The sequence below is a fragment of the Saccharothrix sp. ALI-22-I genome, from assembly GCF_001984175.1.
Lineage (GTDB): Bacteria > Actinomycetota > Actinomycetes > Mycobacteriales > Pseudonocardiaceae > Actinosynnema.
Genome location: NZ_MTQP01000068.1, coordinates 1,018,560 through 1,041,610, shown reverse-complemented (window position 1 = coordinate 1,041,610; position 23,051 = coordinate 1,018,560). Strand labels below are relative to the sequence as shown.

Annotated in this window: 34 protein-coding genes; 4 read left to right on the top strand and 30 right to left on the bottom strand. The window is 68.6% G+C overall.

All coding sequences use genetic code 11. The annotated features are described in order from the left end of the window. Window positions 1-350: 350 nt before the first annotated feature. From rplO to rpsL, 25 genes are all read right to left on the bottom strand, one after another. A complete protein-coding gene (rplO, locus tag ALI22I_RS41895) occupies window positions 351-794 on the bottom strand; it encodes a 50S ribosomal protein L15 (RefSeq protein WP_077011044.1) in 444 nt (147 codons plus the stop codon). After that, window positions 791-976, bottom strand: coding sequence for a 50S ribosomal protein L30 (gene rpmD, locus ALI22I_RS41890; RefSeq protein ID WP_033428588.1), 186 nt, complete (start codon window positions 974-976; stop codon window positions 791-793). The genes rplO and rpmD overlap by 4 nt, the downstream gene beginning before the upstream one ends. A gap of 2 nt (window positions 977-978) precedes the next feature. Further along, complete coding sequence (gene rpsE / locus ALI22I_RS41885) at window positions 979-1,584, bottom strand: 30S ribosomal protein S5 (protein ID WP_037329520.1); 606 nt, start codon at window positions 1,582-1,584, stop codon at window positions 979-981. A 34-nt stretch (window positions 1,585-1,618) separates the two neighbouring features. Then, window positions 1,619-2,017: a 50S ribosomal protein L18 gene (gene rplR / locus ALI22I_RS41880; protein WP_077011043.1), complete on the bottom strand. Its 399-nt coding sequence runs from the start codon at window positions 2,015-2,017 to the stop codon at window positions 1,619-1,621. Between the two features lies 1 nt (window position 2,018). Then, the gene (gene rplF, locus ALI22I_RS41875; protein ID WP_077011042.1) at window positions 2,019-2,558 is read right to left on the bottom strand and encodes a 50S ribosomal protein L6; all 540 of its coding nucleotides are present in this window, start codon (window positions 2,556-2,558) and stop codon (window positions 2,019-2,021) included. A gap of 17 nt (window positions 2,559-2,575) precedes the next feature. Next, window positions 2,576-2,974 (bottom strand): 30S ribosomal protein S8, encoded by a 399-nt coding sequence (rpsH, locus tag ALI22I_RS41870; protein ID WP_033428586.1) that lies wholly within the window; start codon window positions 2,972-2,974, stop codon window positions 2,576-2,578. Window positions 2,975-3,101: 127 nt separating this feature from the next. Then, entirely contained in the window at window positions 3,102-3,287 is a 186-nt protein-coding gene (locus ALI22I_RS41865; RefSeq protein ID WP_053715226.1) for a type Z 30S ribosomal protein S14, read from the bottom strand. Next, window positions 3,287-3,850, bottom strand: a complete 564-nt coding sequence (gene rplE, locus ALI22I_RS41860; RefSeq protein ID WP_077011041.1) for a 50S ribosomal protein L5 — start codon at window positions 3,848-3,850, stop codon at window positions 3,287-3,289. Before rplE ends, ALI22I_RS41865 begins: the two co-directional genes overlap by 1 nt. Continuing rightward, entirely contained in the window at window positions 3,850-4,164 is a 315-nt protein-coding gene (rplX, locus tag ALI22I_RS41855; protein ID WP_077011040.1) for a 50S ribosomal protein L24, read from the bottom strand. Before rplX ends, rplE begins: the two co-directional genes overlap by 1 nt. Window position 4,165: 1 nt before the next feature. Then, window positions 4,166-4,534: a 50S ribosomal protein L14 gene (rplN, locus tag ALI22I_RS41850; protein ID WP_033436721.1), complete on the bottom strand. Its 369-nt coding sequence runs from the start codon at window positions 4,532-4,534 to the stop codon at window positions 4,166-4,168. A gap of 68 nt (window positions 4,535-4,602) precedes the next feature. Next, a complete protein-coding gene (gene rpsQ / locus ALI22I_RS41845) occupies window positions 4,603-4,890 on the bottom strand; it encodes a 30S ribosomal protein S17 (protein ID WP_077011039.1) in 288 nt (95 codons plus the stop codon). Next, window positions 4,887-5,135, bottom strand: a complete 249-nt coding sequence (gene rpmC, locus ALI22I_RS41840) for a 50S ribosomal protein L29 (RefSeq protein WP_077011038.1) — start codon at window positions 5,133-5,135, stop codon at window positions 4,887-4,889. The genes rpsQ and rpmC overlap by 4 nt, the downstream gene beginning before the upstream one ends. Continuing rightward, window positions 5,135-5,554 (bottom strand): 50S ribosomal protein L16, encoded by a 420-nt coding sequence (gene rplP / locus ALI22I_RS41835; protein ID WP_033436719.1) that lies wholly within the window; start codon window positions 5,552-5,554, stop codon window positions 5,135-5,137. Before rplP ends, rpmC begins: the two co-directional genes overlap by 1 nt. A gap of 3 nt (window positions 5,555-5,557) precedes the next feature. Next, window positions 5,558-6,382, bottom strand: a complete 825-nt coding sequence (gene rpsC, locus ALI22I_RS41830; RefSeq protein WP_077011037.1) for a 30S ribosomal protein S3 — start codon at window positions 6,380-6,382, stop codon at window positions 5,558-5,560. After that, on the bottom strand, window positions 6,382-6,798 hold the full coding sequence (gene rplV / locus ALI22I_RS41825; RefSeq protein WP_077011036.1) for a 50S ribosomal protein L22: 417 nt from the start codon (window positions 6,796-6,798) through the stop codon (window positions 6,382-6,384). The genes rpsC and rplV overlap by 1 nt, the downstream gene beginning before the upstream one ends. 35 nt (window positions 6,799-6,833) lie before the next feature. Continuing rightward, window positions 6,834-7,115, bottom strand: coding sequence for a 30S ribosomal protein S19 (rpsS, locus tag ALI22I_RS41820; RefSeq protein WP_033436717.1), 282 nt, complete (start codon window positions 7,113-7,115; stop codon window positions 6,834-6,836). 18 nt (window positions 7,116-7,133) lie between these two features. Beyond that, entirely contained in the window at window positions 7,134-7,970 is an 837-nt protein-coding gene (gene rplB, locus ALI22I_RS41815) for a 50S ribosomal protein L2 (protein ID WP_077011035.1), read from the bottom strand. Between the two features lie 22 nt (window positions 7,971-7,992). Continuing rightward, window positions 7,993-8,292, bottom strand: a complete 300-nt coding sequence (rplW, locus tag ALI22I_RS41810; protein WP_053715234.1) for a 50S ribosomal protein L23 — start codon at window positions 8,290-8,292, stop codon at window positions 7,993-7,995. Next, a complete protein-coding gene (gene rplD, locus ALI22I_RS41805; protein WP_077011034.1) occupies window positions 8,289-8,981 on the bottom strand; it encodes a 50S ribosomal protein L4 in 693 nt (230 codons plus the stop codon). Before rplD ends, rplW begins: the two co-directional genes overlap by 4 nt. Before the next feature lie 2 nt (window positions 8,982-8,983). Continuing rightward, entirely contained in the window at window positions 8,984-9,634 is a 651-nt protein-coding gene (rplC, locus tag ALI22I_RS41800) for a 50S ribosomal protein L3 (protein WP_077011033.1), read from the bottom strand. Between the two features lie 52 nt (window positions 9,635-9,686). Continuing rightward, window positions 9,687-9,992 (bottom strand): 30S ribosomal protein S10, encoded by a 306-nt coding sequence (rpsJ, locus tag ALI22I_RS41795; protein WP_003938093.1) that lies wholly within the window; start codon window positions 9,990-9,992, stop codon window positions 9,687-9,689. A 327-nt stretch (window positions 9,993-10,319) separates the two neighbouring features. Further along, on the bottom strand, window positions 10,320-11,513 hold the full coding sequence (tuf, locus tag ALI22I_RS41790) for an elongation factor Tu (protein ID WP_077011032.1): 1,194 nt from the start codon (window positions 11,511-11,513) through the stop codon (window positions 10,320-10,322). Window positions 11,514-11,651: 138 nt separating this feature from the next. Then, window positions 11,652-13,754, bottom strand: a complete 2,103-nt coding sequence (fusA, locus tag ALI22I_RS41785) for an elongation factor G (RefSeq protein WP_077011031.1) — start codon at window positions 13,752-13,754, stop codon at window positions 11,652-11,654. A gap of 97 nt (window positions 13,755-13,851) precedes the next feature. Next, the gene (gene rpsG / locus ALI22I_RS41780) at window positions 13,852-14,322 is read right to left on the bottom strand and encodes a 30S ribosomal protein S7 (protein ID WP_053715239.1); all 471 of its coding nucleotides are present in this window, start codon (window positions 14,320-14,322) and stop codon (window positions 13,852-13,854) included. Continuing rightward, window positions 14,322-14,696, bottom strand: a complete 375-nt coding sequence (rpsL, locus tag ALI22I_RS41775) for a 30S ribosomal protein S12 (RefSeq protein WP_030473471.1) — start codon at window positions 14,694-14,696, stop codon at window positions 14,322-14,324. The genes rpsG and rpsL overlap by 1 nt, the downstream gene beginning before the upstream one ends. Window positions 14,697-15,094: 398 nt before the next feature. Here rpsL and ALI22I_RS41770 point away from each other — a divergent pair, with 398 nt between their 5' ends. The 4 genes from ALI22I_RS41770 to ALI22I_RS41755 all read left to right on the top strand — a co-directional run bounded on the left by ALI22I_RS41770 (window position 15,095) and on the right by ALI22I_RS41755 (window position 17,267). Next, window positions 15,095-15,964, top strand: coding sequence for a phosphotransferase (locus tag ALI22I_RS41770; RefSeq protein WP_077011030.1), 870 nt, complete (start codon window positions 15,095-15,097; stop codon window positions 15,962-15,964). 38 nt (window positions 15,965-16,002) lie between these two features. Then, the gene (locus tag ALI22I_RS41765) at window positions 16,003-16,299 is read left to right on the top strand and encodes a TFIIB-type zinc ribbon-containing protein (protein WP_077011029.1); all 297 of its coding nucleotides are present in this window, start codon (window positions 16,003-16,005) and stop codon (window positions 16,297-16,299) included. A 96-nt stretch (window positions 16,300-16,395) separates the two neighbouring features. Continuing rightward, complete coding sequence (locus tag ALI22I_RS41760) at window positions 16,396-16,836, top strand: hypothetical protein (RefSeq protein ID WP_077011028.1); 441 nt, start codon at window positions 16,396-16,398, stop codon at window positions 16,834-16,836. A 62-nt stretch (window positions 16,837-16,898) separates the two neighbouring features. Then, window positions 16,899-17,267, top strand: coding sequence for a hypothetical protein (locus ALI22I_RS41755; protein WP_077011027.1), 369 nt, complete (start codon window positions 16,899-16,901; stop codon window positions 17,265-17,267). Window positions 17,268-17,327: 60 nt separating this feature from the next. Here the strand turns inward: ALI22I_RS41755 and ALI22I_RS51595 are convergent, their stop codons facing one another. The 5 genes from ALI22I_RS51595 to ALI22I_RS41730 all read right to left on the bottom strand — a co-directional run bounded on the left by ALI22I_RS51595 (window position 17,328) and on the right by ALI22I_RS41730 (window position 23,003). Then, window positions 17,328-18,155, bottom strand: coding sequence for a class I SAM-dependent methyltransferase (locus tag ALI22I_RS51595; RefSeq protein ID WP_179118526.1), 828 nt, complete (start codon window positions 18,153-18,155; stop codon window positions 17,328-17,330). Window positions 18,156-18,160: 5 nt separating this feature from the next. Further along, on the bottom strand, window positions 18,161-19,396 hold the full coding sequence (locus tag ALI22I_RS50025) for an aminotransferase class V-fold PLP-dependent enzyme (protein ID WP_077011026.1): 1,236 nt from the start codon (window positions 19,394-19,396) through the stop codon (window positions 18,161-18,163). After that, on the bottom strand, window positions 19,393-20,589 hold the full coding sequence (locus ALI22I_RS50020; RefSeq protein WP_143532694.1) for a hypothetical protein: 1,197 nt from the start codon (window positions 20,587-20,589) through the stop codon (window positions 19,393-19,395). The genes ALI22I_RS50025 and ALI22I_RS50020 overlap by 4 nt, the downstream gene beginning before the upstream one ends. Window positions 20,590-20,618: 29 nt before the next feature. Further along, window positions 20,619-21,920 carry a glycosyltransferase family 4 protein gene (locus ALI22I_RS41735; protein ID WP_077011024.1) on the bottom strand — a complete coding sequence of 434 codons (1,302 nt, stop codon included), beginning with the start codon at window positions 21,918-21,920 and terminating at the stop codon, window positions 20,619-20,621. An 84-nt stretch (window positions 21,921-22,004) separates the two neighbouring features. Next, window positions 22,005-23,003: an NAD-dependent epimerase/dehydratase family protein gene (locus ALI22I_RS41730; protein WP_077011023.1), complete on the bottom strand. Its 999-nt coding sequence runs from the start codon at window positions 23,001-23,003 to the stop codon at window positions 22,005-22,007. Between the last annotated feature and the right edge of the window lie 48 nt (window positions 23,004-23,051).

Here is a 23,051-nt window from a genome sequence, read left to right as displayed (position 1 = left end):
GCCATACCCAGTAGAACAGCTTGCAAGACGCAGAACAGCCACAAGGCGGCCCAGGAGCGCCGTAGCGGCCTTGAGAGGGCCGTGGTGGCGCCGTGCCATACCCAGGGGGTTCGGGCGGCCAGGGGTCAATGCGACCAGGCCAGAGGCGCCGACGAAGACCCCGAGCCCCGGGCGAGCACGCCAACCCCGGCTGCCGACTGTTTACGCCCTGCGCGAACGTCCGTCTCACCAGCTCCGCCACGGCGTCCCTCGCCGGTGGGACACCCCTGGCAGCCGCCGGCAAACGTCAATAACCGGGGAACGCGAACGGCCCCGGAGCGGAGGCTCCGGGGCCGTTCGTCAGTGTGTGCTCAGAGCACGGTGGTGGTGCCACCGGCGGCGGCGATCTTCTCGACCGCGCTGCCGGAGAACTTGTTCGCCACGACGTCCAGCTTGACGCCGTCCAGGTCACCGTTGCCGAGGACCTTGACGAGCTCGTTCTTGCGCACCAGGCCCGCGTGGACCAGCGCGTCCACGTCCACCCGACCGCCGTCCGGGAACACCCGGGCGAGGTCGCCCACGTTCACCACCTGGTACTCGGTGCGGAACGGGTTGCGGAAGCCCTTCAGCTTCGGCAGGCGCATGTGCAGCGGCATCTGGCCACCTTCGAAGCGCGGGGAAACGTTCTTCCGCGCTCCGGTGCCCTTCGTACCGCGACCGGCCGTCTTGCCCTTGGAGCCCTCACCGCGACCGACACGGGTCTTCGCGGTCTTGGCGCCGGGTGCCGGACGCAGGTCATGGATCTTGATGGTCACGACTGGACCTCCTCGACGACCACCAGGTGGCGCACGGCGTGGATCAGGCCGCGAACCTGCGGCGTGTCCTCGCGGACCACCGACTGGCGGATCTTGCGCAACCCCAGGGTCCGGAGGGACTCACGGTGGTTGTGCTTGGTACCGATGCTGCTCTTGACCTGGGTCACCTTGAGCTGAGCCATGGTCACACCGCCCCTGCACGGGCACGGAGCATGCCGGCGGGAGCCACATCCTCGAGCGGCAGACCGCGGCGGGCGGCCACCTCCTCGGGACGCTGGAGACCCTTCAGGGCCGCCACCGTGGCGTGCACGATGTTGATGGCGTTGTCGGAGCCCAGCGACTTGCTCAGCACGTCGTGGACACCGGCGCACTCCAGCACCGCGCGAACCGCGCCACCGGCGATGACACCGGTACCGGCCGAGGCCGGACGCAGCAGCACGACACCGGCCGCCTTCTCGCCCTGGATCGGGTGAGGGATCGTGCCCGCGATGCGAGGGACGCGGAAGAAGTTCTTCTTCGCCTCCTCGACACCCTTGGCGATCGCCGCCGGCACTTCCTTGGCCTTGCCGTAGCCGACACCGACCATGCCGTCACCGTCGCCGACCACGACCAGCGCGGTGAAGCTGAAGCGACGACCACCCTTGACGACCTTGGAGACGCGGTTGATCGCAACCACGCGCTCCAGGTGCGGGGTCTTCTCCTGGGCCGCGCCGCCGCGGCCGCCGTCACGACGGTCGCGACGCTCTCCGCGCTCGCCCCCGCCGCCTTCGCGACGCGTGCGTCCTGGCATCAGGCGTCCCTCTCAATTCGGTTCATGTGCATTGTCAGAACTCCAGCCCAGCCTCACGGGCGGCATCGGCCAGAGCGGCGATCCGACCGTGGTAGGCGTTGCCGCCGCGGTCGAAGACCACCTTGCTGATCCCGGCGTCCTTGGCACGGGCGGCGGCCAGCTGGCCGACCTTCGCCGCACGGGCCTTCTTGTCGCCGTCGATCGCGCGGACGTCCGCCTCGACCGAGGAAGCCGCCGCCAGGGTGTGGCCGGCGATGTCGTCGATGATCTGCACGGTGATGTGCTTGGACGACCGGTGCACGACCAGGCGCGGGCGCTCCGCCGTGCCGCTGACCTTCTTGCGGAGGCGGAAGTGACGGCGGGTCTTGGCGATGCGGCGAGTGGTCGAGATGTCCTTGCCCACCGGCTTGCGCTTCGTTGCAGTCTCGCTCATGTCACTTACCCGTCTTTCCGACCTTGCGGCGGATCTTCTCACCCGAGTACCGCACACCCTTGCCCTTGTACGGGTCGGGCTTGCGCAGCTTGCGGATGTTGGCGGCGACCTCGCCGACGAGCTGCTTGTCGATGCCGGCCACGGAGAAGCGGGTCGGGGTCTCCACCGCGAAGGTGATGCCCGCGGGGGCCTCCACCTTCACCGGGTGGCTGTAGCCCAGCGCGAACTCCAGATCGGAGCCCTTCAGCGCCACGCGGTAACCGACACCGTGGATTTCCATCTTCTTCTCGTAGCCCTGGGTCACGCCGACGACCATGTTCTGCACCAGGGTGCGCGACAGGCCGTGCAGCGAGCGGCTGCGACGCTCGTCGTTCGGGCGCTTCACCTCGAGAGTGCCGTCGTCGGCCTTCTCGATGATGATCGGCTCAGCGATGTTCAGCGACAGGGTGCCCTTCGGGCCCTTCACGCTGACAGCCTGGCCGTCGATGTTCACGTCGACCCCGGAGGGGACGGTGATCGGCAGTTTTCCGATGCGCGACATTGCCTAGTCCCCCTTCCTCACCAGACGTAGGCGAGGACTTCTCCGCCCACGCCCGACTTGTTGGCCTGGCGGTCGGTCATCAGACCGCCAGAGGTCGAAATGATCGCGACGCCCAGACCGCCCAGCACCTTCGGCAGGTTGGTCGACTTCGCGTACACGCGCAGGCCCGGCTTCGACACACGGCGCAGGCCGGCGATGCTGCGCTCCCGGTTCGGGCCGTACTTCAGCTCGATGACCAGGTTCTTCGCCACATCGCCCTGCTCATCGCGGTAGCTCGCGATGTAGCCCTCGCGCTTGAGGATCTCGGCGATGTTGGCCTTCAACTTCGAGTGCGGCATCACGACCTTGTCGTGGTAAGCCGAGTTCGCGTTCCGCAGACGCGTCAACATGTCTGCGATCGGGTCGGTCATCGTCATGGTGACCTGGTCAACCTTTCTCGCTGCGGTTCCCCAGCCAGGGTCCGAGCCGGCCTTGCGGCCGGCTGGTCGTGGACGGGCCTACAGCGAAGTGATGAGTCTTAGAAAACCTGCCGCCGAGCCGGACTTACCAGCTGGACTTGCTCACACCGGGCAGCTCGCCCCGGTGCGCCATCTCGCGGAGGCAGATCCGGCACAGGCCGAACTTGCGGAACACCGAGTGCGGGCGACCGCAACGCTGGCAGCGGGTGTAACCCCGCACCTTGAACTTCGGCTTGGCCGCGGCCTTGTTGATCAGCGCCTTCTTGGCCATCAGTTCTCCTTGAACGGGAAGCCCAGGAGCTTCAGCAGCGCCCGGCCCTCGTCGTCGTTGGTCGCGGTCGTCACCACGGTGATGTCCATACCGCGGGGGCGGTCGATCGCGTCCGGGTCGATCTCGTGGAACATCGACTGCTCGTTGAGGCCGAACGTGTAGTTCCCGTTGCCGTCGAACTGCTTGCCCGAGAGGCCGCGGAAGTCGCGGATACGCGGCAGCGCGATCGTCAGCAGGCGGTCCAGGAACTCCCACATGCGGTCGCCGCGCAGCGTGACGCGCGCACCGATCGGCATGCCCTCGCGCAGCTTGAACTGCGCGATGGACTTGCGGGCCCGACGAACCTCGGGGCGCTGGCCGGTGATGATCGACAGGTCCTTGACGGCACCCTCGATCAGCTTGCCGTCACGGGCGGCGTCGCCGACACCCATGTTGACGACGACCTTCACCACGCCCGGGATCTGCATGACGTTGGCGTACTCGAACTGCTCGCGCAGCGCGGCGACGATCTCCTCGCGGTAGCGAGTCTTCAGTCGCGGAATGGTCTTCTCAACGGTGGTCATCAGATGTCCTTCCCGTTACGACGGGAAATGCGGACCCGCTTGCCCTCGTCGTTCGTCCGGTAGCCCACGCGGGTCGGCTTGCCGTCCGAGTCGACCACCATCACGTTGGACACGTGGACGGGGGCTTCCTGGGTCACGATGCCGCCCGACTGCGCGCCGCGCTGGGTCTGCGTGATCCTGGTGTGCTTCTTGATGCGGTTGACGCCCTCGACCAGGACGCGGTTCTCAGCGGGGTAGGCCATGATGACCTTGCCGCGAGCACCCTTGTCCTTGCCGGCGATAACGACGACCGTGTCGCCCTTCTTCACCTTCATGTCAGAGCACCTCCGGCGCCAACGAGATGATCTTCATGAACTTCTTGTCGCGCAGCTCTCGACCGACCGGGCCGAAGATGCGGGTGCCCCGCGGCTCGTTGTCGTTCTTGATGAGCACCGCGGCGTTCTCGTCGAACCGGATGTAAGAGCCATCCGGACGGCGCTTCTCCTTGACGGTGCGGACGATGACCGCCTTGACGACGTCGCCCTTCTTGACGCCGGCGCCGGGGATGGCCTGCTTCACCGTGGCGACGATGATGTCCCCGATGCCCGCGTAGCGGCGGCCCGAGCCACCGAGAACACGGATGCAGAGGATTTCCTTCGCACCGGTGTTGTCGGCGACGCGCAGCCGCGACTCCTGCTGGATCACTTACCTGCTCCTTGACCATTCCTGGCCCGCCAGATTTCCGACCTGACGGGCTCGGTCGTAACGACTGGTTACTTGGCCTTTTCGAGGATCTCGACGAGGCGCCAGCGCTTGGTGGCCGACAGCGGCCGCGTCTCCATGAGCAGGACGCGGTCGCCGATACCGGCGGTGTTCTGCTCGTCGTGCGCCTTCACCTTGGTGGTGGAGCGCAGGACCTTCGAGTACCGGCGGTGCTTCTTCCGGTCCTCCAGTGCGACCACGATCGTCTTGTCCATCTTGTCGGACACGACGTAGCCCTCGCGGACCTTCCGGTCGTTGCGAACCTCGGTAGCCGTAGTCACTTCGTTGCTCTCGCTCATGCCGCACCCTCACCAGTGGAAACCGCGTCGGGGGAGACGGAGAGACCGAGCTCCCGCTCCCGCATCACGGTGTAGATCCGGGCGATTTCGTGCCGGATCGTCCGCAGGCGGCGGTTGTTGTCGAGCTGCCCGGTGGCCATCTGGAAGCGAAGGTTGAACAGCTCTTCCTTCGCCTCCCTCAGGCGCAGAACGAGCTCTTCCTCGGTGAGCTCGCGCAGCTCGGTAGCGGTGGTACCCGCTGCCATCAGAACTCACCACCCTCACGCGTAACGATGCGGCACTTCATCGGGAGCTTGTGGATCGCGCGACGCAGCGCCTCGCGGGCCACAGCCTCGTTCGGGAAGCTCATCTCGAAGAGCACCCGACCCGGCTTGACGTTGGCCACCCACCACTCCGGCGAACCCTTACCGGAACCCATGCGGGTCTCGGCCGGCTTCTTGGTCAGCGGGCGGTCCGGGAAGATGTTGATCCAGACCTTGCCACCACGGCGGATGTGCCGGGTGATGGCGATACGAGCCGACTCGATCTGCCGGTTGGTCACGTAGGCGGGCTCCAGAGCCTGGATGCCGAACTCGCCGAAGGTGACCCTCGTGCCGCCCTTGGCAGCACCGGACCGTCCGGGGTGGTGCTGCTTGCGGTGCTTAACCCTGCGCGGGATGAGCACGACTCAGCCCTCCGTCTTCTCTTCGGTCGCGGTCGGTGCGGCGGTCTGATCGCCCGCAGCGGCCCGACCGGCCTCGGTGCTGGTCGCGGTGGTGCCGCTGGCACCGGAACGACGCGCCCGGTTCGGGCGTTCGTTGCGGTCGCGGCGCGGCGCGCGGTCGGCCGCCGGAGCGGCGTCACGCTCGCGCTTGGCGCTGATGCCACCGACGATGTCGCCCTTGTAGATCCACACCTTCACGCCGATCCGGCCGAACGTGGTGCGGGCCTCGAAGAAGCCGTAGTCGATGTCAGCGCGCAGCGTGTGCAGCGGGACACGGCCATCGCGGTAGTGCTCGGAGCGGGACATCTCGGCACCGCCGAGACGACCGCCACACTGCACGCGGATGCCCTTGACCTGCGGCGAACGCATGGCCGACTGGATGGCCTTGCGCATCGCACGGCGGAAGGCGACCCGGTTGGACAGCTGCTCCGCCACGCCCTGCGCGACGAGCTGCGCGTCCGACTCGGGGCTCTTCACCTCAAGGATGTTGAGCTGCACCTGCTTCTTGGTGAGCTTCTCCAGCTCACCGCGGATGCGGTCGGCCTCCGCGCCGCGACGGCCGATGACGATGCCCGGCCGAGCGGTGTGGATGTCGACGCGAACCCGGTCACGGGTGCGCTCGATCTCCACCTTCGAGATGCCGGCCCGCTCCATGCCCTTGGAGAGCAGCTTGCGGATCTTGACATCCTCGGCCACGTACTCCGCGTACTGCTTGTCGGCGTACCAGCGGGACTTCCAGTCCGTGGTGATACCAAGTCGGAAGCCGTGCGGGTTGATTTTCTGGCCCACTACCGAGCCCCCTTCCTGTCAGCGCCGGCCTTCGCGCTGGTCTTCTTCGGACGGCTCTCCACCTCGACGGTGATGTGGCTCGTCCGCTTGCGGATCCGGTATGCACGGCCCTGGGCGCGCGGGCGGAACCGCTTGAGGGTCGGACCCTCGTCCACGTAGACCTTCGACACCCACAGGGTGTCGGGGTCCAGGGACAGGTTGTTCTCGGCGTTGGCCACGGCGCTCGCGAGCACCTTGCGGACCGGCTCACTTGCCGCCTGCGGCGCGAACTGGAGCACGGCCAGGGCCTCGCTGGCGCTACGACCCCTGATGAGCTCGACGACGCGACGCACCTTCATGGGCGTGTCACGGACGTAGCGAGCCCGAGCCACGGCGCGCGGGAGCTCCGGCGCTTCGGCTTCGTTACGGGCGTTCATCGCTGCTTCCCCTTGCTCTTCCTCTAGTTCGTCGCCTAGCGACGGCGCGACTTCCGGTCGTCCTTGATGTGGCCCTTGAACGTGCGGGTCGGGGCGAATTCGCCGAGCTTGTGCCCGACCATCGCCTCCGAGACGAACACCGGCACGTGCTTGCGGCCGTCGTGCACCGCGATCGTGTGGCCCAACATGTCGGGGATGATCGTCGACCGGCGGGACCAGGTCTTGATGACGGTCTTCTTGCCCGACTCGTTGAGGACGTCCACCTTCTTGAGCAGGTGGTCGTCCACGAAGGGGCCCTTCTTAAGGCTGCGAGGCATCCTTCACTCCCTCCCTGCTCAGCGCTTCTTACCGGTGCGACGACGCCGGACGATGAGCTTGTCGCTTGGCTTGTTCCGGCGACGGGTACGACCCTCGGGCTTGCCCGCCGGGTTCACCGGGTGGCGACCACCGGAGGTTTTGCCCTCACCACCACCGTGCGGGTGGTCGACCGGGTTCATGGCGACACCGCGGACGGTGGGCTTGCGGCCCTTCCAGCGCATCCGGCCGGCCTTGCCCCAGTTGATGTTCTGGTGCTCGGCGTTGCCGACCTCGCCGACCGTGGCGCGGCACCGGACGTCCACGTTGCGGATTTCGCCCGAGGGCATCCGCAGCTGGGCGTAGGGGCCGTCCTTGGCGACGAGCTGCACGCTGGCGCCCGCGGACCGGGCGATCTTCGCGCCGCCGCCGGGGCGGAGCTCGATCGCGTGGATCACGGTGCCGACCGGGATGTTGCGCAGCGGGAGGTTGTTGCCCGGCTTGATGTCAGCCTTCGGGCCGTTCTCCACCATGTCGCCCTGCTGCAACTTCGACGGGGCGATGATGTAGCGCTTCTCGCCGTCGAGGTAGTGCAGCAGCGCGATGCGCGCGGTGCGGTTGGGGTCGTATTCGATGTGCGCGACCTTGGCCGGCACGCCGTCCTTGTCGGTGCGGCGGAAGTCGATGAGGCGGTAGGCCCGCTTGTGGCCGCCACCCTTGTGCCGCGTCGTGATCTTGCCCGACGCGTTGCGGCCACCACGGCCGTGCAGCGGGCGGACCAGCGACTTCTCCGGCGTCGTCCGAGTGATCTCGGCGAAGTCGGAGACGCTCGCACCGCGACGACCGGGGGTCGTCGGCTTGTACTTGCGAATGCCCATCTCTACGCAGTCCTCGTCGTCATCAGGCGGCCGGGCCGCCGAAGATCTCGATCGGCTTGCTCTCGGCGGACAGCGTCACGATGGCGCGCTTGGTGTCCTTGCGCTTGCCATAACCGGTCCGGGTGCGCTTGCGCTTGCCCTGGCGGTTGAGCGTGTTGACGCTGACGACCTTGACGCCGAAGACCTTCTCCACGGCAATCTTGATCTGGGTCTTGTTCGAGCCGGGAGCCACCACGAAGGTGTACTTGTTCTCCTCGAGCAGCCCGTAGGACTTCTCGGAGATGACCGGCGCGAGCAGGATGTCCCGGTGGTCGGGGATCACTTCGCGGCCTCCTCGTCGACCTCGGACGACTCGGCGGTGGCCTCGGCGGAGCCCTGCCCGTGCTGGGCCTTGCTCGCCAGGAACACGTCGAGCGCGTCCTTGGTGAACACCACGTCGTCGTTGACCAGCACGTCGTAGGTGTTGAGCTGGTCCGGCGCGATGATGTGCACGTGCGGCAGGTTGCGCAGGGAAACCCACGAAACCTCGTCCGTGCGCAGCAGCACGGCCAGCACGCGGCGGGCCTCGCTGACCGTCCCCAGCACCTTGCGGGCCGTCTTGGTCGAAGGCACGTCGCCCTCGACGAAGCCGGTCACCACGTGCACCTGGCCGGCGCGCGCCCGGTCGGAGAGGGCGCCACGAAGAGCGGCGGCCTTCATCTTCTTGGGGGTGCGCTGGCTGTAGTCACGCGGCTGCGGGCCGTGGACGACGCCACCACCGGCGAACTGCGGCGCGCGGGTCGAGCCCTGACGGGCGCGGCCGGTGCCCTTCTGCCGGTACGGCTTCTTGCCACCACCGCGAACTTCGCCGCGGGTCTTGGTGGAGTGCGTGCCCTGGCGGGCCGCGGCCAACTGGGCCACGACGACCTGGTGCAGCAGAGCCACGTTCGCCTGCGCGTCGAAGATCGCGGCGGGCAGCTCGACGGAACCGTCGGTCGCGCCTGCCGGGGTGCGGATCTCAACGGAAGTCATGATCAGGCACCACCCTTCGCAGCGGTCTTGATGAACACGGTGCCGCCCTTGGGGCCGGGAACGGCGCCCTTGATGAGCAGCAGGCCGGACTCGGCGTCCACGCGGTGCACCTTGAGGTTCTGGGTGGTCACCTTCACGTTGCCCATGCGACCCGCCATGCGCATGCCCTTGAACACGCGGCCGGGCGTGGCGCAGCCGCCGATGGAACCCGGCGAGCGGTGCTTGCGCTGCGTGCCGTGGCTCGCGCCGAGGCCGTGGAAGCCGTGTCGCTTCATGACACCCGCGGTGCCCTTGCCCTTGCTGGTGCCGACCACGTCGACCACCGCGCCGGCCTCGAAGACCTCGGCGGTGATTTCCTGGCCGACCGTGTACTCGGACGCGTCCGTGGTGCGCAGCTCCGCCAAGTGGCGGCGGGGCGTGACGCCCGCCTTGGCGTAGTGGCCCGCGACGGGCTTGTTGACCTTGCGCGGATCAATCGCGCCGAAGGCCAACTGCACGGCCGAGTAGCCGTCGTTTTCCTGGGTCCGAACCTGGGTGACCACGTTCGGCTCGGCCTTGACGACGGTAACCGGAACGATCCGGTTGTTCTCGTCGAAGACCTGAGTCATGCCGAGCTTGGTGCCCAGGAGGCCCTTAACCTGCCTGTCAGACATGGGTCTCGTTACTCTCCGCCCCAAATGGGATCAACACTGCCGCGTCCAACGCTTACTGGATGTTGACGTCGACGCTCGCCGGCAGGTCGATGCGCATGAGCGCGTCCACCGTCTTCGGCGTCGGGTCGAGGATGTCGATCAGACGCTTGTGCGTGCGCATCTCGAAGTGCTCGCGCGAGTCCTTGTACTTGTGCGGCGAGCGGATGACGCAGTAAACGTTCTTCTCAGTGGGCAGCGGCACAGGCCCGACGACCCGAGCGCCGGTGCGCGTCACGGTCTCGACGATCTTGCGCGCGGACGCGTCGATCGCCTCGTGGTCGTAGGCCTTGAGCCGGATGCGGATCTTCTGTCCCGCCATGATGGCTTGCCGTTCCTCTGCTTCTAGTACCGCTGCGGTGCGGGCACCTTGCACGAGGTCACGGGACCTCCGGCGCGCTCCGCCCCCTATTCAGGATTGACACCGAGCGGTGTCACGGTGCCCGGTCCACGCGGTCGGGCGTGTCGCGCCCCAACGCATAGACCGGTCCCACTGATAGAGCCTGTGGGATTGTCTTACTCGATCAAACCCCGCTCGTGGCGGGGCGGCCGACTCCAGAACTCGAACCGGCCGCCCCGACGAGCAACCCGTCAATCGTCGCACACGCGGACGCGCAGACCAAATCGGGGGTGGAGTTGTAGAGCTAGATCACTTGATGATCTTGGTGACCGAGCCCGCGCCCACGGTGCGGCCACCCTCGCGGATGGCGAACCGCAGACCCTCGTCCATGGCGATCGGCTGGATCAGCTTCACGGCCATGGTCGTGGTGTCGCCCGGCATGACCATCTCGGTGCCCTCGGGGAGGGTCACCACGCCGGTCACGTCGGTGGTGCGGAAGTAGAACTGCGGCCGGTAGTTGTTGAAGAACGGCGTGTGCCGGCCACCCTCGTCCTTCGACAGGATGTAGACCTGCGCGTCGAACTCGGTGTGCGGGGTGGTGGTGCCCGGCTTCACGATCACCATGCCGCGCTCCACCTCCTCGCGCTTCACGCCACGCAGCAGCAGCGCCGCGTTGTCGCCGGCGCGACCCTCGTCGAGGAACTTCTTGAACATCTCGATCGAGGTGACCGTGGTCTTCTTCGAGGTCTCCTTGATGCCGACGATCTCGACCTCTTCGTTGACCTTGACGATGCCGCGCTCGATACGACCGGTCACCACGGTGCCACGACCGGTGATGGTGAACACGTCCTCGACCGGCATCAGGAACGGCCGGTCGACCTCGCGCTCGGGCTCCGGGATGTTCTCGTCCACGGCGTCCATGAGGCCGATGAGCTTCTCGCCCCACTCGGCGTCGCCCTCCAGCGCCTTCAGCGCGGAGACGCGGACGACCGGCAGGTCGTCACCGGGGAACTCGTACTCGGAGAGCAGCTCGCGGACCTCGAGCTCGACGAGCTCCAGGATCTCCTCGTCGTCCACCATGTCGGCCTTGTTCAGGGCCACCACGATGTAGGGCACGCCGACCTGGCGGGCCAGGAGCACGTGCTCCTTGGTCTGCGGCATCGGGCCGTCGGTCGCCGCGACCACCAGGATGGCGCCGTCCATCTGCGCCGCACCGGTGATCATGTTCTTGATGTAGTCGGCGTGACCGGGGCAGTCGACGTGCGCGTAGTGCCGGTTCGCGGTCTGGTACTCGATGTGGGCGATCGAGATCGTGATGCCGCGCTGCTTCTCCTCCGGCGCCTTGTCGATCTGGTCGAACGGCGTGAAGGGGTTCAGGTCCGGGAACTTGTCGTGCAGCACCTTGGAGATCGCCGCGGTCAGCGTCGTCTTGCCGTGGTCGATGTGACCGATGGTGCCGATGTTGACGTGCGGCTTCGTCCGCTCGAACTTCGCCTTCGCCACTGGATTGTCCTCCTGGACTTCTATTGCTTAGTCCGGCGGGCGGATTCCCGCCCGCCGGACGTCACGTCAGGGTCGGTTGTGCGGACCCCGGGGCGGTCCCCGGAGAGCCCGCGTGGTGCTGCGGTGCTCCGGTTGGGGTTACTCGCCCGTAGCCTTCGCGATGATCTCCTTCGCGACGTTCGCGGGAACCTCGGCGTAGGAGTCAAAGGTCATCGAGTAGTTCGCGCGACCCTGGGTCCTGGACCGCAGGTCGCCGACATACCCGAACATCTCCGACAGCGGGACCAGTGCCTTCACGACACGGGCGCCACTGCGCTCCTCCATGGCCTGGATCTGGCCACGGCGGGAGTTCAAGTCGCCGATCACGTCGCCCATGTAGTCCTCGGGCGTGGTGACCTCGACCGCCATCAACGGCTCCAGGATGGCCGGGCTCGCCAGGCGAGCGGCTTCCTTGAGCGCCATGGAACCCGCGATCTTGAACGCCATTTCCGACGAGTCGACCTCGTGGTAGGCGCCGTCGATCAGGGTCAGCTTGACGCCCACCAGCGGGTAACCCGCCAGCACGCCGTACTGCATCGCGTCCTGGGCGCCCGCGTCCACCGACGGGATGTACTCCCGGGGGATGCGGCCACCGGTGACCCCGTTGACGAACTCGTAGAGCGCGCCGTCCTCGGTCTTCTCCAGCGGCTCCAGGTCGATGAGGACCTTCGCGAACTGGCCGGAACCACCGGTCTGCTTCTTGTGGGTGTAGGAGTACTTCTCCACCTTGCGGCGGATCGTCTCCCGGTACGCCACCTGCGGCTTACCGATGTTGGCCTCGACCTTGAACTCGCGGCGCATGCGGTCCACCAGGATGTCCAGGTGGAGCTCGCCCATGCCGGCGATGATGGTCTGACCGGTCTCCTGGTCCAGGTTGACCCGGAACGTCGGGTCCTCCTCGGCCAGCTTCTGGATCGCGGTGCCCAGCTTCTCCTGGTCGGCCTTCGTCTTGGGCTCGATCGCCACCTGGATGACCGGCTCGGGGAAGGTCATGGACTCCAGCACGATGGGGTTCTGCGGGTCGCAGAGCGTCTCACCGGTGGTGGTGTCCTTCAGGCCGATGACCGCGTAGATGTGGCCGGCCATGGCCTCGTCGACCGGGTTCTCCTTGTTGGCGTGCATCTGGAAGATCTTCCCGATGCGCTCCTTGCGGTCCTTGGTCGAGTTGATGACCTGGGTGCCCGCGGCCACCTTGCCCGAGTAGACCCGGATGTAGGTGAGCTTGCCGAAGAAGGGGTGTGCGGCGATCTTGAACGCGAGCGCGGCGAACGGCTCGTCGGTCTTGGGCGCGCGGAAGGCCGGCGTCTCGCCGTCCTGCAGCGTGCCCTCGACCGGCGGGAGGTCCAGCGGAGCCGGCAGGTAGTCGATCACCGCGTCGAGCATGGGCTGGACGCCCTTGTTCTTGAACGCCGAGCCGCACAGCACCGGGTAGCCGGAGCGGTTCTTGACGATCGCGCGGATGCCCGTCTTGATCTGCTCGACGGTGAGCTCCTCGCCGGCGAGGTAGGCCTCCATGAGGTCGTCGTCGGTCTCGGCCACGGCCTCGACCAGCGCCTCGCGGTACTCGGCGGCCCTGTCGGCGAGGTCGGCCGGGATCTCCTCGACCGTGTAGTCCTCGCCCTTCTGGACCTCGCCACGCCAGGTCAGCGCACGCATCTCGACCAGGTCGACCACGCCGATGAAGTCGCTTTCCGACCCGATCGGGAGCTGGATCGGCAGCGGCTTCGCGCCCAGGCGCTCCTGGATGGTGCGGACCGTGAAGTAGAAGTCCGCGCCGAGCTTGTCCATCTTGTTGACGAAGCAGATGCGCGGGACGTCGTACTTGGTCGCCTGGCGCCAGACCTGCTCGGACTGGGGCTCGACGCCTTCCTTGCCGTCGAAGACGGCAACGGCACCATCGAGGACGCGGAGGTTGCGCTCCACCTCGACGGTGAAGTCGACGTGGCCCGGCGTGTCGATGATGTTGATCTGGTGGTTCTTCCAGAAACAGGTCGTCGCGGCCGACGTGATCGTGATGCCGCGCTCCTGCTCCTGCTCCATCCAGTCCATCACCGCGGCGCCGTCGTGGACCTCGCCGATCTTGTAGCTGATCCCGGTGTAGAACAGGATCCGCTCGGTCGTCGTGGTCTTGCCCGCGTCGATATGGGCCATGATCCCGATGTTGCGGACCTTGGCCAGGTCGGTGAGCACGTCCTGTGCCACGGGTGTCTTCCCCTGTCTTGAGCTAGCTGGTAGCAGGCTCACTAGGGCTGGGAGGCGCCAGGCGGGGAGCTCGGGGCTTACCCCGCCTGGCGGCACGTCACCAGCGGTAGTGGGCGAAGGCCTTGTTCGACTCGGCCATCTTGTGCGTGTCCTCGCGGCGCTTGACACTCGCGCCCAGGCCGTTGCTCGCGTCGAGCAGCTCGTTCATCAGGCGCTCGATCATGGTCTTCTCACGGCGCTGCCGGGAGAAGGTGATCAGCCAGCGCAGCGCGAGCGTGGTCGAGCGGCCCGGCTTCACCTCGACCGGCACCTGGTAGGTGGCGCCACCGACGCGGCGGGACTTCACTTCCAGGGCGGGCTTGACGTTGTCCAGAGCGCGCTTGAGCGTGACGACCGGGTCGGTGCCCGTCTTGTCGCGGGCGCCTTCGAGGGCGCCGTACACGATCCGCTCGGCCACGGAGCGCTTGCCGTCGACCAGCACCTTGTTGATGAGCTGGGTCACCAGCGGAGAGCTGTAGACCGGGTCGGAGATCAGCGGCCGCTTCGGGGCCGGTCCCTTGCGGGGCATCAGCTCTTCTCCTTCTTCGCGCCGTACCGGCTGCGAGCCTGCTTGCGGTTCTTCACGCCCTGCGTGTCGAGGGAACCGCGAATGATCTTGTAGCGGACGCCGGGGAGGTCCTTCACACGACCGCCGCGCACGAGCACCATCGAGTGCTCCTGCAGGTTGTGGCCCTCACCGGGGATGTAAGCCGTGACCTCGATACCGCTGGTCAGCTTCACGCGGGCGACCTTGCGCAGCGCCGAGTTCGGCTTCTTGGGCGTGGTCGTGTAGACGCGGGTGCACACACCGCGCCGCTGCGGACTGCCCTTGAGCGCCGCGGTCTTCTGCTTGGCGACCTTGTCCTGCCGGCCCTTGCGGACCAGCTGCTGGATCGTTGGCATACGCCGGCTGCTTCTTCCCTTTACGTGCTCGCCGCGTGGGCGACGAGCCCTGTTTACTTGGTCCCTCTCTGCACCCGAGGTCGGGCGTGTCGCTCCCCTCGGCGGAACCGAAGGTGCGAAGCCCTGTCCCAGGTCCGCAGGCGACATCCCAGGATGCCCCTACGCGTGGAGGTCACCGCGACCGGCTTTCCAGCACCACTGGCGCGTAGGCACGCGGAGCGGCCCGACATGGGTCGGGCACGAGTACCAAAGATACCCCGCCTGGTTCCCACGGGTCAAAACGGATACCCGCCACACCTTGACACGCCGCCCGCCCACCCGCGAATCGTGCGCTCGGGCTCTCGTCGTGGACGACGCCGGCGGCACCCCGGATCGTTGCGTCCGGAAGACTTGATCGGGTGAACTCCGATCTCATCGCGGGCATGGCGGCGCTGGTGGCCGCCGACGCCTCGCCCGAGGTGCTCGCGGTGCGCGGCGACGTCGTGGTGGTGCGGGTCGCGGACGTGGTGCTCAAGGCGCACGAACGCGGCACGGACCTCGCGGTGCTCACCGAGCGGCTCCGGTTGGCCGCCGACCCACGGTTGGGTGAACTCCTGCTGTCGCCCCGGTCGGCGCCGGCGGTGGTGCTCGGGCGGGTCGTCACGGCCTGGCCGATGGGCACGCCGGTGCCGCAGAGCGAGCCGGAGGACCTGCCGATGGAGGCCGCCGGGCGGATGCTGGCCGCGTTGCACCGGTTCACCGCCGCCGATTTCGCGCCGCCCGTGCCCCTCGCCGGGGCCCACCCGCGGATGGAACGGGCGGTGCGCGACCTGACGCTGGACACGCCCGCCGCTGCGCTGGTGCGGCGGGCGTTCGCGACGTTGCCGCAGTTCGCGTCGGGCGGGACCACCCTCATCCACGGTGACTGGCACCTGGGCCAGCTGGTGTGGCGGGACGGGTACCGGCTGATCGACGTGGACGACCTCGGCGTCGGCGACCCGGCGTGGGACCTGGCCCGGCCCGCCGCCCTGCACGCGGCGGGAGTGCTCGACGCTCCGGCGTGGGGTCGGCTGCTCGGGTCGTACCTGGACGCGGGCGGGACCGGCGTGCCACGGGACGACCCGTGGTCGGTGCTGGAGGCGCCGGCGCGCGCTCTGGTCGTCCAGATGGCGGCGCGTGCCCTGTCCGCTGCGCAGCGCGACGAGAAGGAGTTGAACGACGCGCAGGAAGCGCTGATCGAGGCGTGTGCCCGGATCGTGTCGGCACACGAACCCATTCCGCGCGGCTAATATCGGGTTCATCGCGTCAAGAGCAGGAGGCTCACACGATGCAGTGTCCCAAGTGTCATGCGAACATGCGCACCTTCGACCGCATGGGCGTGCACATCGAGCAGTGTGATGGCTGCCGCGGGGTCTTCCTCGACTACGGCGAGCTGGAGGCCATCACCCGGCTTGAGCAGCAGATGGCTCCGCCGCCCCCGCCTCCGGTCGCCGCACCGCAGCCGCAGGTGCACTACGTGCAGCAGCCGGTGGTCCAGCCGGGCTGGGGCGCCCAGCCGGGCTACGGCGGCCACTACGGGCACCGGAAGCACCGCGGTCTGGGTGGGTTGTTCTTCTCGTCCTGATCTTCGCCACGGTGGCCCCGCGCGGTGTGTGCGGGGCCACCGTTGTCACTACCGAAAAATAGGGTGATAATCGGTAGTGACACCGGGAGGTCCGTCATGTCCGTCGCCACCGAGGCCGCGCAGATCCGTGACCTGTTCGACCAGATCGAGGAGATCGAAGAGGTCGCGTCGAGCTTGTCGGAGGACGACGAGCGGCGGCGGAAGTTGCACGGCGTGGTGGCGAAAGCCCTGCGCACGGCGCCACCGGTGCGTCCGGTGGTGGCCGGTGAGCTGCTGGACCTGACCGAGAAGACGGTCAAGGCGTGGGCCCGCGAGGGTGTGCTCGCCATTCACAGCCGGGAGCCCCGGATGCTGTTGGACGCGGTGCGGCTGCACGAGGTGCTGCACGTCGTGTCGGAGCTGCGGCGGGCCGGAAAGAGCCGCGCGCTGTTGGACGAGGTGCACCGGCGGTTGAGCGATTCGGCGCTGTTGGAGCGCGAGGACCTGGCCGACAGCCTGGCGCAGATGCACCGCGGTGAAGGACGCGTGGTCCGCTGATCACGGTTGTCGAAACGCCCGTCGCCGGTACCCAAGCGGCAGGCCTGCGCGGCGCGGCCCGCGTGGCCTACGACCGTTTCCTGGACGAACTCGCGCACAGCGGCTGCTCAGCCCTCGGATACCGGGTGACCGGTCCCGACCCGTTACCCCGGTTGTGCGTGAAGCACCTGCACGGACCCGATCGGGTCGTGGTGGCTTTCCCCTCCCCCGCCAACGCGTGGGTGTTGCTCGTGGGCGCCCACGACGATGATCCGGGCCGGAACCTGTACGACGCCCTGTACGAGTTGGCCGGGGTGCGACCCCGGTTGAACGAGCGGCGCACCAAGCCGCCCTGCTGCTCCGACGGCGCCCCGCCCGTCGTCGACTCGGACCTGGTGGACGACCTGGTGGCGCGGGCCCGGGCGCTGGCCAAGTCACGTCGGCGGCCGTGAGACGGGTGCGGTACGCCCGGGCACGGGCGGGCGGTCCCGGCCCGGACGCACGCGCACCGATCACCGGGCCATGACGTAGCTGACCATCGTCGGAATCGTCACCAGGCCCGTGTCGGGGTCCCGGTGGGTCTCGGCCTCGGCGTCGATGTCGGCCGCCACGTCCGCCCGCCGGTCCGCGGGCACCCGCTCCCAGAACAGCCGCATGCCGTGCGTCCAGGTCCAGTCGACCAGCGCCCGGCCGGAGCTCGCCGTCAGGTGCAGCACCTCGTCGCGCACGGCCGCCGCGCGGAACCCGGCGGTCCGCAGATCAGCCAGGACGCGTTCCTCTCCGCCGAACGCCGAGGACTGGGGATAGACCCGGGTGCCCGCCTCGTACTCCTGCACCCACTTGGCGATCGAGGCGAGGCCGAAGACCAGGGGACGCGGGGTCAACACGGTGGTGGGCGCGGACACGCACAGCCGGCCTCCGGGCCGCAGCAACTCCCGGAACCGGGCGAACGCCGCGCCGGTGTCCGGCAGCATGTGCACGCTCATGCTGCCGATCACCGCGTCGAACGAGCCCGCCGGGAAGTCCGGGTCCTGGCCGTCCATCCGCAGCACCTCGACCCCGGACAGGCCGAGGGCACGCGCTTCGGCCGCCGTCGCCGCCACCATCGCCTCGGACAGGTCGATGCCGACGACGCGGCCCTCACCGCCGGCCGCGGCGGCTGCCGGGAACAGGGCGGCGCCCCGCCCGCACCCCACGTCCAGCACCGCGTCCCCCGCGCGGATCTCGGCGAGTTCGACCACCCGGCGCCCCACCGGTCGGAAGTAGTCGACGTCGGAGGGGTCGTAACGGTCGGCGACCGCGTCGAACGTGGCACGCAGTACCGGTCGGGCATCGGACAAGGCGATCACCTCTCGGCTTCGGCGAGTCTGGGCACGATGGCGGCCAGCGCCTCGACGCCGCGGTCGACGTCGGCCGGCGAGTTCACCACGCTCGGTGCGAAGCGGACGGCGCTGCTCCGGTAGGGCGTCTGGCCGGCGATGACGCGGGCGTCGAGGAGCCGTTCGACCACCACGTCCGGCGGCATCCCCGGCACGTCGAAGCAGACCATCCCCGCCGACAGCGCGGGGTCGACCGGGGTGCGCACCGACACACCCGGCACGGCGGCCAAGCCCTCCTGGCAGCGGTCGTTGAGCTGTCTGGTCCGCGCCGCCACCGCGGCCTTGCCGATCGCGGTGTGGAACTCGAACGCCTCGGCCAACGCCCACCGGTGCTCGAAGGCGGGGAACCCGCCGGGGCTGTGCCGCCGTCCCGGCGGCGCGACGTCGTCGGGCGAGGACCCCAGGTACCAGGGCCAGAACACCTCCACGTCGAACGACGGCGAGATCGGGGCGACCGCGGCCCACCCCCGCTCGCTGCCCCACACCAGGCCGGTGCCGCGCGGCCCGAACAGCCACTTGTGACAACCGGTGACGAAGAAGTCGCACCCCAGGTCGGCGACCCGGAAGTCCTCCACGCCGAAGCCGTGCACGCCGTCGACGCAGACCAGCACCTCGCGGCCGGCCGCCCGCCCCCGGTTGACCTCGGCGACCAGCGCGCCCAGCCGGGCGAGCGGCAGTTTGACGCCGGTGCCCGAGTGCACCCAGGTGAGCACCAGCAGCCGGGTGTCGTCGGAGATGCCCTCGCGCAGCGCGGACACGACTTCCTCCTCCGTCACCCGCCTCGGGTCCCGGTAAAGCCGGATCACGCGGTGCCGTGCGCTGCTGCTCGCGGCCTTGAACCGGAGCATTTCGGAGGCGGCGTAGTGCTCGTGCTCGGTGCTGACGATCTCCTCCCCCGGCCGCAGCCGGAAGCCGGCCAGCACGACGGCCAGGCCCGCGGTGGTGCTCTCGGTGAGCGCGATGGCGTCGGGCGCGGCGCCGAGGTAGGCGCCCGCGCGGTCGAGCACGACGCGCACCAGTTCGTCACGGTGGTGGAAGTACAGCGCCGGGTTCGCGTCCAGGCCCGAGCGGTGTCGCTCGACCGCCTCCCGGACCGGTCGGGGGTGCGAGGCGACCAGCGACATCGACAGGTGCGCGTAGGTCGGGTCGAGCAGGAACTCCGCGCGGACCCGGTCCCAGGACGGCGGACCCGACGGGGTCACGCCCGCCCCCTGTCCACACCCCACTTGAGGCGCTCGACCGGGGTAAGCTGGATCAGCTTCGCCCCGCGCTGGATCGCGTCCTCGTCCAGCACGGCGATGTCGGCGGGCGTCGGGTTCGGCATCAGCCGGCGCTCGTGGGCCTCCATGATCTGGTAGATGTCGAAGCCGTACTGGTTGCGCATGATCCGGTAGCCGAGCTCGTTCATCATGCAGTTGGTGCTGCACGAGCCGGTGTTGCGCGGCACGGCCCAGCCCAGCGCCTCCAGGTCGGCGATCTTGCGCTCCAGCGGGGGCTGCGGGATGAACTCGTAGAACGGCACCATGACCGTCCGGGTGCGGAACGTGCGCAGCAGCTCGGCCGCCTCCGGCGCCTTGGCCTGGGCGTGGGCCCGCAGCATCGACACCATGTCCTCGACCGCGGCGTCCAACGGGGGCAGCGCCCCTCCCGGCACGTACGGCTTGCCGCGCATGTTGGTGCGGTTCTGCCCCTTCTGGGTGCCGATGAAGCAGAGCGGCACGTCGTTCTCGTGGCAGAAGACCGACGACTGCGCCACGATCGTGGAGAAGCACGGCCAGCACGCGGGGCCGTAGGACATCGCGGCACGCAGCAGCTGGGGGTCCTGCTCCTCGTTCACCGCGAACCCGAGGCGGAACAGCGTGTTCATCGGGTCCTGCTCCGGACGGGTGACGACCAGCTCGACACCGAGCTTCTCGCACAGCGACTCGGCGTTGCGCAGCGCCGCGGGCGACTGGTAGCCCTGGTCCAGCATCCAGGCCACGACCCGCAGGTCGCCGCGCTGGGCCAGCTTCATGAGCATCCAGCTGGAGTCCTTGCCCCCGCTGAACAGCACGACGGCGTCGTAGCGGGAGCCGGGCCTGCGCTCGGGCACGCTCTCGATCAGCGCGGCGGGCGCCGCGTCGTCGGGCACGCCCAGTTCCCGCGCGATCGCGCCGGCGTCCCGGGGCCAGGCCGCGCTCTCCCGGTAGGCGCGCAGGAGCAGGTCCAGCTGCGCGCTGCGGTCCTCGGCGACCGGCCGCTCGACCTCCGGCGCGGGTGCGGCGACGCCCGCGCAGTGCGCGCACAGCTCGGGGTCCGGCGAGACCGGATCGCCCTCCACCGTGGCGACGTACCGGTCGTAGGACAGCGGCATACCGCATCGGGCGCACGTGGAGCTGTCGGGTTCGATCGGCATGGTGATTGCCTCCTTGTCACGCGGTGAGGTCATGCGGTGACCGCGAGCGGCTCTTCCGCGGCGACGGTGGCCGGGTCGGCCGCCATCGGCCCGAAGACGTCGTCGTGCAGGCGGCGCAGCAGGACGGGGTCGCCGGCCGAGCGGCGGTCGACCAACCCCTGCCGCTGTGCCTCGACGACGATGTCCCGGGTCGTGCGCAGCCCGTGGTGGGAGAGCACGGCCCGCACCGACTCCGGCAGGTGGTCGACGGCGAGCCGGCGGTCCGCGTCGAAGGGCTCCGCGGCGCGACCGGTCGCGACCAGGTCGCGGACCAGTGCGGTGAGCACCCCCATGGTGTGGTCGTAGGTGCCCCACGCGGGCAGCTCGATGCGCAGGTCGGCGGCGCGGTCGAGGACGTCGAGGCACTTGGCGGCCAGGTCGTCGGGCCGCACCCGGGCGAAGTCGTAGGGGCTGACGCCCGTCTCGACCGCTTCGACCTCGGCGAGCGCCCCGTTGTGCGACCCGATGAAGTAGGGAAAGCCGTCCCACCGCGGCACGACGACCGGCACCCCGCACGCCAGGGCCTCCAGCGGCGCCTTGCCGTAGGTCTCGAAGATGCTCGTCGCGCCGGACCAGTAGACGTCGGCCGAGTTGTACAGGTCGACGGTCGACGCGCGATCGAGCCGCTGGAACAGGACCACGTCGGTCATCCGGGGCGCGAGGCGGTTGTAGTACGGCGGGTCGACATGCGTCACGGACATCACGAGCAACGCGTCCGGCCGTGATTCCCGCACGAGCCGGTACGCCTCCAGCAGCGCGCCCAAGCCCTTGTCGTTCATGAACCGGCCCGTGTACAGCAGGATCCGGCGGTCCTCCGGCAGGCCGAGCGCCCGCCTGCTCGCCACGCGGTCCCGCGGCCGGTAGACGTTCTTGATGCCGAACGTGCAGATGTTGCGGGCCGGGATGCCGGTCAGCCGCCGGTAGGCGTTGGCCGCGTTGGTGGAGCCGCAGATCACCAGGTCGGCCGGGTGCGGGTGCGCGGCGACGAGCAGGAAGTAGAACAGGATGTTGAGCGGGTAGGGGTTGGTGTGCGGGATCATCAGCGCCGGGCAGTGGTGGCCGTCGCGGCGCATGAAGTACAGCAGCGGCAGGGAGTCCACGTACTCGGCGATGACCAGGTCGACCTTCGACAGGTCGCAGGACTCGGCGAGCGCCCGGTACTGCCGCTCGAAGAAGGCGAAGTCGTGCTGCTCCGTCGGCAGTTGCGCGATGCGGAACAGGAGGAGTTCCCCGTCGACGCAGAACTTCTCGACGTCGTCGGATGCGTCGGTCAGCGCCAGCACTGTGGTCACGCGCGCTCCTGGTGGTCTCCGTGCGGGTGTACGGCGGGCCGGGGGGCCGCACCCGCCGCTGGAGGGCAGGTGCGGCGATCCCGCTCAGGCCTTGGGCAGGGTTTCGAAGTACATCTGCATCGAGCCGAGGTCCGGCCACTGCCGCTTGGCCTCCCGACCGGCTTCGACGACCCGGCGCACGCCCTCGCGGACGCTGATCCGCGGCTCGAAGCCCAGCACTTCGCGGGCCCGTGTGGTGTCGGCGAGCAGGCGCTCGGCGTAGATGGCGATGGGCACCGGCACGTACTCGGGCTCCAGCTCGACGCCCAGTTCCGCACCGACCAGCGCCAGCGCCTCGTTGAAGGTCGTCTCGATCCCGGTGCCGACGTTGAACTCCTGCGTCTCCAGGTCGGCTTCCAGTGCGACCTGGAAGGCATAGCCCGCGTCCTCGACGTAGATGAAGTCCCGCGTCTGGTTCCCGTCGCCCCACACCACCGGGCGGACACCGTTGAGCGCGGCCCAGGCGAACAGGGAGATGACGTTGGCGTAGCCGCCCTTGCTGAACTCGTCGTGGCCGTACACGCTGAACGGCCGCATCCCGATGGCCTTGATGCCGTACCGCTCGGAGTACTGGCGGGCCGCCTCCTCGTTCCACTTCTTCGACAGCGCCTTGAGGTCCGGCGGCTTGATCTCCATGCCCTCGACGTAGGGCACCGGGTTGCCCTCGTAGACGGCGCTGGTGCTGGCGTAGACCAGCTTCTCCACGTCGCTGCGGCGCACCGCCTCCAGGATGTTGAGGAAGCCGTGGGTCGTCACGTGGGCGCCGTCGACCGGGTCCTCCTCGTACATCAGGAACGACGACGGCGCGGCGAGGTGGATGACGGCGTCCTTGCCCTTCACCGCCTCGGCCACCAGCCGGTAGTCACGGGAGTCGCCCTCCACCCAGTTCACGGTCTCCCGGACGTCCTGGGGCAGGAATTCTTTGCCACCGATCTTGTAGTTGTCGAGCGAGGTGATCTCGTACCCGTCCTGCACCATCCTCCGGATCATGTTTCGGCCGATGAACCCCGCGCCACCGGTAACCAGGACATGCTTGGCGGACATGCTTCTCCCATGTTTGCGAACGAGCGGACAAGAACAGTTCCGAAATGT